Origin of the sequence: Mesobacillus subterraneus (genome assembly GCF_000934845.1) — a bacterium.
Classification (GTDB): Bacteria; Bacillota; Bacilli; order Bacillales; family Cytobacillaceae; genus Mesobacillus; species Mesobacillus stamsii.
This window is the reverse complement of record NZ_JXIQ01000108.1, coordinates 20,421-31,122: the sequence shown is the minus strand read 5'-3', so window position 1 is coordinate 31,122 and position 10,702 is coordinate 20,421. Positions and strand designations below refer to the sequence as shown.

The 10,702-nt window shown below is 41.3% G+C and carries 11 protein-coding genes; 1 reads left to right on the top strand and 10 read right to left on the bottom strand.

Features of this window, described 5'->3' with window-relative positions:
• Positions 1-60: 60 nt before the first annotated feature.
• The 5 genes from UB32_RS14080 to UB32_RS19075 all read right to left on the bottom strand — a co-directional run bounded on the left by UB32_RS14080 (position 61) and on the right by UB32_RS19075 (position 4,232).
• Positions 61-600: an MEDS domain-containing protein gene (locus UB32_RS14080; RefSeq protein WP_241768514.1), complete on the bottom strand. Its 540-nt coding sequence runs from the start codon at positions 598-600 to the stop codon at positions 61-63.
• A 150-nt stretch (positions 601-750) separates the two neighbouring features.
• Complete coding sequence (locus UB32_RS14075) at positions 751-1,686, bottom strand: endonuclease I family protein (protein WP_052807046.1); 936 nt, start codon at positions 1,684-1,686, stop codon at positions 751-753.
• A gap of 218 nt (positions 1,687-1,904) precedes the next feature.
• Positions 1,905-2,105 carry a cold shock protein CspC gene (gene cspC, locus UB32_RS14070; protein ID WP_044394619.1) on the bottom strand — a complete coding sequence of 67 codons (201 nt, stop codon included), beginning with the start codon at positions 2,103-2,105 and terminating at the stop codon, positions 1,905-1,907.
• A gap of 317 nt (positions 2,106-2,422) precedes the next feature.
• The gene (locus UB32_RS14065; protein ID WP_241768513.1) at positions 2,423-3,244 is read right to left on the bottom strand and encodes an STAS domain-containing protein; all 822 of its coding nucleotides are present in this window, start codon (positions 3,242-3,244) and stop codon (positions 2,423-2,425) included.
• 217 nt (positions 3,245-3,461) lie between these two features.
• Entirely contained in the window at positions 3,462-4,232 is a 771-nt protein-coding gene (locus tag UB32_RS19075; protein ID WP_052807045.1) for a YhcN/YlaJ family sporulation lipoprotein, read from the bottom strand.
• Between the two features lie 269 nt (positions 4,233-4,501).
• Here UB32_RS19075 and UB32_RS14055 point away from each other — a divergent pair, with 269 nt between their 5' ends.
• Positions 4,502-5,017: a DoxX family membrane protein gene (locus UB32_RS14055; RefSeq protein WP_044394615.1), complete on the top strand. Its 516-nt coding sequence runs from the start codon at positions 4,502-4,504 to the stop codon at positions 5,015-5,017.
• Positions 5,018-5,064: 47 nt separating this feature from the next.
• Here UB32_RS14055 and UB32_RS14050 read toward each other — a convergent pair whose 3' ends face one another.
• The 5 genes from UB32_RS14050 to UB32_RS14030 form a co-directional block, all read right to left on the bottom strand.
• Positions 5,065-6,450, bottom strand: coding sequence for a sigma-54-dependent transcriptional regulator (locus UB32_RS14050; RefSeq protein ID WP_044394613.1), 1,386 nt, complete (start codon positions 6,448-6,450; stop codon positions 5,065-5,067).
• Positions 6,425-7,873, bottom strand: a complete 1,449-nt coding sequence (locus UB32_RS14045; protein ID WP_044394611.1) for an ATP-binding protein — start codon at positions 7,871-7,873, stop codon at positions 6,425-6,427. Before UB32_RS14045 ends, UB32_RS14050 begins: the two co-directional genes overlap by 26 nt.
• A 155-nt stretch (positions 7,874-8,028) precedes the next feature.
• Positions 8,029-8,949: a glycine betaine ABC transporter substrate-binding protein gene (locus UB32_RS14040; RefSeq protein ID WP_044394609.1), complete on the bottom strand. Its 921-nt coding sequence runs from the start codon at positions 8,947-8,949 to the stop codon at positions 8,029-8,031.
• Between the two features lie 29 nt (positions 8,950-8,978).
• Complete coding sequence (locus UB32_RS14035) at positions 8,979-9,722, bottom strand: ABC transporter permease (RefSeq protein WP_044394607.1); 744 nt, start codon at positions 9,720-9,722, stop codon at positions 8,979-8,981.
• A 14-nt stretch (positions 9,723-9,736) separates the two neighbouring features.
• Positions 9,737-10,702: an ABC transporter ATP-binding protein gene (locus UB32_RS14030; RefSeq protein ID WP_044394605.1), complete on the bottom strand. Its 966-nt coding sequence runs from the start codon at positions 10,700-10,702 to the stop codon at positions 9,737-9,739.

Below are 10,702 nucleotides of genomic sequence, written 5' to 3'. Positions count from 1 at the left end.
CGATAAGTCGAGAAGCCCCCACTTCAAGCGACCCATAAGGTGGTAAGTGGTGGGAGTAGTTCACGTGAGCCTGTTTTCATCGTTAATAAGAAAATTATGGCAATTTAGAAGGCCTTCTTCTAAATCTTTGCTGACCCTTTCGGAATCATAGGCACAAACAGACAGAAGTTCCGTCTCGGTGACAATGGTATCAGCCGATTGTTCAGAAAAAAGTAATTTCGTAATTACTTCCTGCTCATCGCGCCATTCTACGTGAGCCCAGCTGCGAATAGCAACATCGCGCTCTGAATAACCTTCGATCAGGGTGGGAAGGAAATCAAAAATGGAGTTTATGCCTAAGTCTCCCTTGGCATAATAAAAGTCAAAATTATTGATGAACTTTGCTTTTTCCAAACTGCTTTCATCGGCAGTCTCCATGAGCCTTTTCGTAATCAATGGCAGTAACCGGTCATTTTCAATAATGATGGAATACTCCCCTCGTTTAGCACCGGAAATAACGAAGTCGGCCACTCTGGTAATATACTGATCCTGATTCTTAAATAAATATAACCCATGACCTTTGGTAAGTCCTGCAAGTTCAGTAATCTCTTTTATATGCATACTTTCCAAATTAGCACCCCATCAATTATTGACATAAAAACATCATTAATATAGTATAACATATTTAATGAAAAAGGAATAAATCGGGGTTAACTCGGATAACCGGTAATTAAATGGCTTAACCGTTTAATTTCAAAGTGATCAGCGTTTTTATAAAAAATCAATTCTTTTTGCGAGCGCTGGGAAATCGATAAACGGATTCCGATTTCCTTGAATATAGAAAATTGCCTGGTTTCTGTGTCTTTCATACAGAGTGGGTGGAAATTCTTCATTCCACCGAGCGAGAAGCGGGATATTCACCTTTTTTTTAAACTCGCTCTTGACTCTTTTAGGATACCTGAGGAAAAAATAAAGCATCGCCCGGGCAGATGCTCCTTTTCCATGCTCGGGTTCGAACTCGAAACCTGAAGTGACTCCGCAATTGTTCTGGATCGGTTCATTTTCAGATTCTGGGTTATAAAAATCAAAATCGGCAAACGGAAAGTTGGAACGCGAAATATTGCAATCCGGTTCGCAAACAAACAGATGATGAAGATCCCCCTTCATCGGTTCAGCACCGTCGAACCAGGATTGCGGGACAATATGCTCGGTGTTCATTTTAAAATGATCCTCAAACATCTTCAGTTCTTTGATGGAATCAAAACCATTCATCTGGATTTTCCGAGATCGTTTTCTAAATTCATCGTATTTCTCTCTTAGAGTTTCATTATCCTCCATAAGCAGTGACTCGGGGTCCTTCAACTGGCTGGAATAAATGCTTTTAGCAGAACCGTCAGGATATAAATCGACCCAGGTGTACAGATACAAATCTTTGGCAAGGAAGTAGGGTAGCTGGTTTTTATGAGAATGGAATACGATTGTGTGGAATTTGTAAAATAGTGCAAGACTGGACAAATCAAGATCCTGTGCACCACGGTAATAATCTTTGATGTCTAATTTATCCTGATCATGGTCAAAGTAAAGTTGCTGATTGCTCTGGATATCGCGGCGATTGTCCTTTAGGATTGTCAGCAGCTTTTTAAAGTCAAGTGAATCGTACTTGTGTTCCCAGTTCATAGTTTGCCGTTGCTTTTTATATTTAGACATAACGAACTCCTCATTCTCGTCATCGTATTCCTATTTTACCGTTTCCAAGAGTAACCTTCAAATAAGAGTTAAAATGCAGAACTAGCAAAGATCGAGCATTTGTCAAAAAAATAGGTTTGGTAGTAAAGAGTCTAAATTCACGGAAGGATAGCTAATCAAATTTTGCAATAAAAAAAACAGGCTCTAAAGAGAGCCTGTTTTATATAATCGATTTAAGATTAAGCTTTTTGAACGTTTGCAGCTTGGGCTCCACGAGCGCCTTGCTCCACGTCAAATGTAACTTTTTGACCTTCGTCTAAAGATTTGAAGCCTTCACTTTGGATAGCAGAGAAGTGTACGAATACGTCGTCTCCACCTTCGCGCTCGATGAATCCGAAACCTTTTTCTGCATTAAACCATTTAACTGTACCTTGTTCCATTTTTGTTGCCTCCTAGTGCGTACTCGCACAACGTATTACTATCCTTGCCCAAAGTGATCATCAAGACGAAAAGTTGATACTTATACTATCCTTTACACCGAACAAAAATAATTCTTTTTTATCATAACAGGAAACGCAAAATAAAGCAAATCTTCTTTTGGATTATTTTTAAAATAGTAACTATAAAGAGGAAAACTTTTGTCGGAATAATGGCGAGTCCATAAATAACGCTACCCAAAAAACCATAAAACTATAATGAATTAACGCACTGCCTTACTGGGGGTCTGACCCCCAGTAGGGGAGTGGTTTTTTTGCGACTAAAGGAAATCTTTTAATGTTTCTTTCAGTGTTCCTCTTGTTTCTGTGTCTTTATCAAAAAGTATTCCGTCATGTACCATTTTTCTGACGAGGTCTGGTCTGAGTCCGGTCAGGATGGTCTTGCAGCCCATCATGGACACTCCAGTCAAAATTTTTTTAAAATAGTGGATAACATCTTTATCCATCATGGCGACACCTGATAAGTCCATGACTAAATTTTGGAACCTTGTGTTGGCTATTTCGTTTAAAACTTTTTCTTCAATTATTCTAATTCTAAACGAATCAATTGCACCAATTAGAGGTAGAACAGAAACAGTCTCACTTACTGGAATGATAGGGACAGACAAATGTTCGACCATTTCTCTTTGCTTATGGAGCATTTGATCTTTGGATTTAGAATAACTGAGAAAGAAACTGTTAAGAAATTGGTCTATTTGTTCATTTATAAATTCTTCCAATTCATAAAAATCTTTTTTTTCATTTGTCAGGTTCTTTTCTTCATCAATTTGTCCAATGATCTTCCATAAAGTTCTTCTGATTGCTTGAATCCATTCTAATTTTAGAGGTAGAGTTAAAGAATGTCTTGCCCATGCAATTCCCTCCTCTTCTGCAAAAGCAACTAAATCTTTATAGTTTTGATCAATTATAAAGAAAATTAATTTTCTTGCATTTTTTAATAGGTCAATATTTCCTTTTTCTAAAATCTCGGTTATTTTCGACGAAACATTAACTGCTTGAGAAAGTAAATTCTCTTCAAATATTTTCTCATTATCGTGAAAGTAGATTTTAATTTCTTTTCTTAGATCATCGGTGTTATGCAAATCTTCCCCCCCTGCACAAAGCATCTTCACAGCAAATTATTTATACCCATTCTGTCGATTTATAAACCAGTTACTCGAAAAAATTTATAATTAGAAATTTCGGATTGCAGAGAAAACGGTGTAGGTATAGTTAGTTCTTACAAATAAACATTTAAAACGGGATAATGAAAAATCGACGCAAAAAAAGCATAGGAGGGAAATCCTATGCTTTCAAATGCTATCTGCCAAAGAAACTGTCCATTGCATTACGGAAGTCTTCGAAGATCCCGTCTCTGTTGCTGTCGGTGCGGAGGTCATCGGCGAATGTTCCCATTCTGGTATAGGCATCGCGGTCAACTGAAACAAAAACTTTATCGATTTGGTTATTTGCTTGACGCACTCTTTGTTCAATTTGCATCTCCAGCTGGCTATTATTGCCGTTCATGGTGTTGCCAGCTGCATTTCCATTCATGTTTGTATTACCAATTCCATTCATACTTCCATTGTCCATTCCATTGCCATTCGTATTTCCATTCATTGTTCCGTTGCCGTTATTAGGATCAAGAAGGCGATTTGTGTTTCCTATATTTTGGCGGTCGCCATTTCCAGCGTCCCCTTTGCCGTCAATGATTCCATTATTTCCTGCGCGGTTGTTACCCGGATCCACTTGTCCGTTCTCGGCAAAAGTCTTGCCGTTGCCATCCAGTGCATCATTGACAGATGCATTTCCATTCGTTTCGCCATTGTTGTCCGCAAGTCTAACAGCTACGTATGCATTGTTATCTGAGATGATGATTCGTGCGTCGTCCACTTGCGGCAGCTGCTCTACCTGGCGCTCTGCCCGGTCAGCCAGTTGGAGCTTGGTGCCGTCGGTTGCTGGACCGCGCTTAACCTGTGAGATTTGGACTCGCTGATTGCCGTTATCGTCGGCAGCATTGTTATTGGCTCCACACCCGGCCAAACCGAATGTGAAAATAGCACAGCCTGCAATGATGACTAATTTTTTCATTCTGATCACTCCTAGTTGGTATTGTCATCCTTATGATGGCTAAAATTTGCAGCGATATGCAGTACGGAAGGATTTTTTTCTGATTTAAAGTAGCTCAGGCCGGAATGAAGGCATTTTTTTAGAAAAGCTGCTTTTTCATGCACGTTGACACATTTCGTTCAAAACATTTCAACACAATTGTGAATATATTCACAAAAACCCCTATTTTCGAGATATATTTGTTATCTTATAAGTGTAGTAATACTAATTAACTTATAGGAGTGAGGAACATGTTTGCAAAATGGTTAAGAGAGAACAATGTTGCTGCTGGTATATTGACTGTCATTAGAGTTTGGCTAGGGTACAATTGGATGACTGGTGGTTGGGGAAAATTGACTGGTGAAGGCTTCGATGCTAGTGGCTTCCTGAAAGGCGCTGTCGCAAATCCTGTCAAAGGTCCGGATGGACACATGGTATACGGATGGTACGTGAATTTCCTTGAAAGCTTTGCGATCCCGAATGTGGATCTATTCAACTTTATTGTGCCGCTGGGAGAATTCCTTATTGGACTTGGTTTGATTCTTGGTGCTCTGACAACTGCTGCGATGTTCTTCGGTCTAGTGATGAACTTTAGCTTCTTCCTGGCCGGAACAGTATCTCACAATCCAACAGACATCTTCTTCGGGTTCATCATCCTGTTCGCTGGCTTTAACGCTGGTAAATATGGTTTAGACCGTTATGTCGTACCATTTATTCGCAAAGTCGTTCTCAAACGTGGAGAAGAGACCGCACGCAACGTAGCTTAACTTTTTAACGTTGAAAAGCTGCCAGGAATCAATCCTGGCAGCTTTTCTTATTTTTTTCGGAGGATTTTGTGTTTTCTTATCTTGTACAAGAGGCCTTGTCTTGTTATGCCAAGTGCTTCGGCGGCGCGTGCCTGATTGCCGTTTTCACTTGTCAATGCGGTTTCTATCACTTCTTTTTCAACCTTTTCCAGATGTTCTGGCAAAGAAAAGTCGTCCGTTAATTCAATCGGAGCTTCAGGAGTTCCAACTTCTTTTTCAGAAAAATGATTCTGGATTTCTTCGGGAAAATCATCGAGAATCAACTGTCCAGACCGGGAGAGAACGGTTGCCCTGGACAAGGCATTTTGCAATTCACGAATATTGCCAGGCCATGGATAAGAAGTGAGTTTTGTTAAAAGACTTTTGGAAATGGAATAGCTGCGAGTATGTTCTTCTTCGAACTGTGCCAGAAATTGTTCGACAAGCAAGGGGATGTCTTCGATTCGCTCACGCAATGGAGGCAATTTGATGCCAATGATATTTAACCGATAATACAAGTCTTCACGAAACTCACCGTTCTGTACCATTTCCGATAAATTCCGGTTAGTGGCAGCGATGATGCGAACGTCTGAAGATATTTCTCTCGCCGTCCCGAGCGGTGTAAATGTCTTGTCTTGGGTGAATTGCAGAAGCTTTGCCTGCACATCCAGCGAGATTTCGCCAATTTCATCGAGAAAAAGAGTGCCCTTGTCGGCTGCGGCGCACTTGCCTTCCTGTGATCGGACAGCGCCGGTAAAAGCGCCTTTTTCGTAGCCGAATAATTCACTTTCTAATAAGTTTGAGGGGATGGCGGCGCAATTGACTTTGATGAATGGACCTAATTTTCGCGTGCTCTCGAGGTGTACAGCGTAGGCTCCCCGCGATTTACCAGTTCCACTTTCTCCTTCAAGCAGGATGGTGATATCCTGCTTGGCAACTCTCTCGATTAACGAGTAGACCTCCTGCATTTTTGGGCTCTTGCCAATCATCCCATGAAGATCATATTTTTGCTGAACAGCCTGTTTTAACTCTTTGTTTTCTTTTTTCAAATGTTTCATTTCAAATGCCCGTTTGATGACGACCTTTAGTTCATCAGCCTTTATTGGCTTTGTTAAGTAGTCGTAAGCCCCCATTTTCATCGCCTTCACTGCATCCTCAATATCTCCGTAGGCTGTGCAAGGAATAAAAACAGTATCCGGAAAAGTGGGTGCCCATTTTTCCAGCAGCTTCAACCCAGTCGTATCCGGCAGAAGGAAATCCAGTAAAACAAGGTCGATGTTCTCGCTCTTCATATGCTTTTCAGCGTTTTTCCCTGTTTCCGCTTCGATGACGTCATACCCTTCCTTCTGCAAGGTAAGCCTGGTTAGGCGGCGGAATTTTTCATTATCTTCAACTAACAGGATGGTTTTTTTCATAATGATCGCCTTCCTCGTGCTTTTTCAATGAAATCAGGAAGGATGTTCCTTCGCCCATTTCACTTTCTACCTCGATATGTCCGTTATGAGAAGAGATAATATCATGGGTAATCCATAAGCCCAGCCCGGTACCTTCTTGTTTAGTAGAAAAGAATGGGTTGAAAATACGCTTAATCTTTTGCTGGGGGATTCCGATTCCATCATCTTTTATTTCTATTTCATTAGTATCACTATTTGCGATCTTCATCGAAACAATAATTTGGCCATGGTGGGAAACTGCCTCAATACTATTGATAAAAAGATTGATGAAAGCCTGAATCATCTGGTTTCTGTCACCTTTTACAAAGTAATCCTCGCCATCAGCCTCAAGAGTCGCATGAATTTTCTTTTTCCTAAATTGATGGGATAAAAGCTGAAGCGTTTCTGCGGCGACAGTCTTCATGCTGAAAATAGTTTCGTCCTTTTTGTTTTCCCGGCTGAATTGAAGGAACCGTCTAACAAGATGATCAAGGCGCTGTATTTCTTCTTGGATATCTTTTGCCGCTTCGGAAATGATTTCAGCGGAAGCAACGTCCTTTTCATTGGCAGTTGTCATTTCTTTTATTTCACTGGCAATTAAATCACTCGCAAGCTGGACGGTTCCAAGCGGATTTTTCACCTCGTGAGCAAGCCCGGCGGTCATCTGGCCAATCGCAACCAGCTGCTCGGAACGCTGAATATGCGTCTCCAGCTGGCGCACTTTGGTTACATCCCAAAAGGTGATCAGGACTCCAATGACTTGGTTATTTTCATCTAATAACGGGGAACTAGACTGCTTAATTACTTTCTTTCCCCTTTCATTTTCAAAGGTGAAGTCCTCTTCAAGGCCGTCAAATTTTCTGGAAACATGCTTGCACTGTTCAAAATGATTCCTGAAAGAAAGCGGCAGGGCAGAGATCGATTTTCCAATGATTGTTTCTTTCTTTCTATTCAATAGATCTCCGGCAGTTGTATTCATGGAACTGATGAAGCCTTCCGGGTTAATAGCGAGGACGCCGAAAGGGAAGGATTCCAAAATCAGCTGCAGATGCCGCTCATGCGCCTGTAAACTTTCCGCCATATACTTCATAGTGCTGGACAATGTTTGGATCTCATCCTCTTTCTCAAGTACAGGAACAAACCAATCTCCCCCCTTTGTGTAGCTCGCAGCGTCCTGGGTAAGAGCTTTGATTGGTTTAATGATCCAGCGGATACCGAATAAAAGCGTGGTCAGCGCCGCTAAAAAAATCAGGATAAAGCCCTTCCATAAAATCTCCTGATTTATGATGATATCTCTTGAAGAAGTAGTAGCAAGAATGAATAGGATCAATAGAGGAATAAAAAAGATAGTGGTAGTGAGATATAGAAATCTTTTGGTTAATCGTGATGGGTAGAGTCTTTTCATATCGCTTTCACCTTTCTGACAGCATGACTCGATCGTAATAAGAGCTTATTTCAGCTACTCCCTTTATACCATATTATTGTCCGCTATCATGACAAACTATCTGAACTCAGCATGAAAAAGGGAGGAAACCATAGCTGATTTCCTCCTAAATTAGATTACTCTTTAATTAAGCCGTTTTCTGTCAGCCATGTTCTGGCGACTTCTGTTTCACTTTTCTCGTCTATATCGACTTGGTAGTTAAGATCTGTCATTGTTTCAGTGTTGATTTTTTCAGCTAAAGGCTTTAGAAGTTCTTCTAATTCAGGATACTTTTCAAGCGTTTTTTCATGAACGGTTATTCCCGCATTGTAAGCAGGGAAGAAGCTCTTGTCATCTTCAAGATTTATGAGTTGGAAAGCTTTGATCCGGCTGTCCGTGGAGAATCCCGTTGAAACATCTACTTGTCCATCTCTTAGAGCCTGATAGAAAAGGCCAACGTCCATCTTTTTAATGTTGGAAGAACCAAACTCGAATCCGTAAGCTTTCTCTACACCTTTAATTCCATCCGGTCGCGTCGCGAACTCAGCATCTGCACCTAAAGACAATTCGTTGCCGTTATTCAAATAAGCTGCCAAATCACTGATTGACTTAATGCCAAGCTCTGTTGCTTTTTCTTCTCTCATCATCAATGTGTACGTATTGTTTAATGACGATGGATTTAGCCACATAATGCCCTTTTCTTTGTCCACTTCTTTTACTTTTTCATAGGCTGCTACTGAATCTGAAAGTGGGTCAAGCTTGTTGTAGTTTACGAGACTAGTTCCTGTATATTCCCAGTAAAGGTCGACCTGTTCATTCTCAATTGCCTGGCGGACAACCTGGCTGGCCATATTGTTTTTTTCCTCAACCTCATAGCCATTCTCCTTCAGATAGATGGCAAGGATTTTGGAAAGGACGAATTGTTCCGTATAGTTTTTTGCGCCGACGATTACCTTTTTATCTGAAGTAGAAGTGGATGTGTCGCCTTCACCGCTGCATGCGGAAAGCAGTGAAACCATTAAAACGATCATTGCGGTAAATGATAAAATCTTTTTCATTTTGTTTTCCCCCTAAAAATGGATTCTCTTTAATCTGATATTGTTATTGATTGTCTTAATCCTTTTGATATAACCAGCTTTTCGATGAACCGGACTAATTGATCGGCCAAGAGAGCGAGCAAAGTAACCGGGATGGCTCCGGACAGAAGATAGGAGTTGTCCCTCATCATGATTCCAGTGAATATCCAGTCGCCAAGTCCGCCGCCGCCGACGAGATAGGCTAAAGCAGCTGTTCCAATGTTGATGACCACTGCTGTCCGGATGCCAGCCATAATAGGGTAGGCTGCGTTTGGCAGTTCAATTTTCAAAAGAATTTGAGCAGGCGTGTAGCCGATCCCTTTCGCTGCATCCAGTAAGTTCGGATCAATCGATTTAATCCCAGCTACAGTATTGCGTAAAATTGGCAATAAGGAATAGAGGAACAGAGCAAAGACCGCTGGCTTGAAACCGATTCCCATCCAGGTCATCGCCAGTGCCAGGATCGCCAGACTTGGAATGGTCTGCCCGAGATTGGCTATATTCATGAACAGCCATTGAAGCTTTTGGAATTTAGGCCTCGTAACCAGGATCCCCATTGGAATCGCAAGCACGATTGCCAGCAAGATGGATAGGAGCACCATATTGATATGCTGCTTTAACAGAAAGATAAACCCTTCTGAATCATCGATGATTAGCTGGTAATACCCCGATTTGAATGACCAAGCGAAGAAACTAGCAACCAGGGTGAAGAGAATCAGCTTGATGACAAAAGATAGTAAACGCTTATTCTTCATGCTTTTCACCCCCCTTATTTAATATGCTGATGCAAATAGGCCTCTACATCATCAATTTTCATCGCACCAACAAGCTTGTTATTTGCCTGGACGACAAGCTGGTCTGCTTCCTGGTTGAGCAGAATGGATAAGGCATCTCTTAGATTCGTTTCAACGGAAATTGTCTTTTTGTTGGAATTCTCATTGCCGTCCAGTTTTCGCAGCATTCGTTCTGAAATCAAATCCTCCACGGTATGAAGACTCAGACTTTTTAACGCGCGGTCCTTGCCAACAAATTCACGAACAAACTCATTCTTAGGATGGGCAAGCAGCTCGCTAGGAGAATCATATTGCATTAGTTTTCCATTTTGGAAGATTGCGATGGCGTCTCCCATTTTGATGGCTTCATCAATATCATGGCTGACAAACAGGATTGTCTTTTTCACTTCCTGCTGAATTTGCAAAAACTCATTTTGAATTCGGGTACGGATGACGGGATCAAGTGCCCCGAACGGTTCATCCATTAACATGACAGGTGGGTCTGCGGCCATCGCACGAGCGATTCCGACTCTTTGTTGCTGTCCTCCTGAAAGCTCATGCGGGTAACGCTTCCGATATTCATCTGGATTCAGGCCGACCAAATCCATCAAGTATTTATACCTGTCTGCTTTTTTCTTTCGGTCCCAGCCGATTAAATTAGGAACAGCCATCACATTATCTTCAATCGTCATGTTTGGGAACAAACCGTTATGTTGAATGACATAGCCGATCTTTCGTCTCAACTCGATTTCATTCAAAGAATTCACATCTGTTCCGTTGACAAAAATTTTGCCATCCGTGATCGTTTCTAGTCTGTTTACCATTCTAAGTGTTGTCGTTTTGCCGCAGCCCGATGGCCCTAGAAAAACGACGATATTGCCTTCAGGTACATCAAAGCTTACATTATCGACTGCTTTCACCTTATCACCGTACACTTTGGTGACTTGATCAAATTTAATCAT

What these genes read in the sequence shown, in the direction of transcription:
- cspC (WP_044394619.1), bottom strand. Translation starts at nt 2,105, where the DNA reads ATGGAACAAGGTACAGTTAAATGGTTTAATGCAGAAAAAGGTTTCGGA.
- UB32_RS14035 (WP_044394607.1), bottom strand. Translation starts at nt 9,722, where the DNA reads ATGAAGAATAAGCGTTTACTATCTTTTGTCATCAAGCTGATTCTCTTC.
- UB32_RS14045 (WP_044394611.1), bottom strand. Translation starts at nt 7,873, where the DNA reads ATGAAAAGACTCTACCCATCACGATTAACCAAAAGATTTCTATATCTC.
- UB32_RS14030 (WP_044394605.1), bottom strand. Translation starts at nt 10,702, where the DNA reads ATGATTAAATTTGATCAAGTCACCAAAGTGTACGGTGATAAGGTGAAA.
- UB32_RS14055 (WP_044394615.1), top strand. Translation starts at nt 4,502, where the DNA reads ATGTTTGCAAAATGGTTAAGAGAGAACAATGTTGCTGCTGGTATATTG.
- UB32_RS14050 (WP_044394613.1), bottom strand. Translation starts at nt 6,450, where the DNA reads ATGAAAAAAACCATCCTGTTAGTTGAAGATAATGAAAAATTCCGCCGC.
- UB32_RS14075 (WP_052807046.1), bottom strand. Translation starts at nt 1,686, where the DNA reads ATGTCTAAATATAAAAAGCAACGGCAAACTATGAACTGGGAACACAAG.
- UB32_RS14080 (WP_241768514.1), bottom strand. Translation starts at nt 600, where the DNA reads ATGCATATAAAAGAGATTACTGAACTTGCAGGACTTACCAAAGGTCAT.
- UB32_RS19075 (WP_052807045.1), bottom strand. Translation starts at nt 4,232, where the DNA reads ATGAAAAAATTAGTCATCATTGCAGGCTGTGCTATTTTCACATTCGGT.
- UB32_RS14040 (WP_044394609.1), bottom strand. Translation starts at nt 8,949, where the DNA reads ATGAAAAAGATTTTATCATTTACCGCAATGATCGTTTTAATGGTTTCA.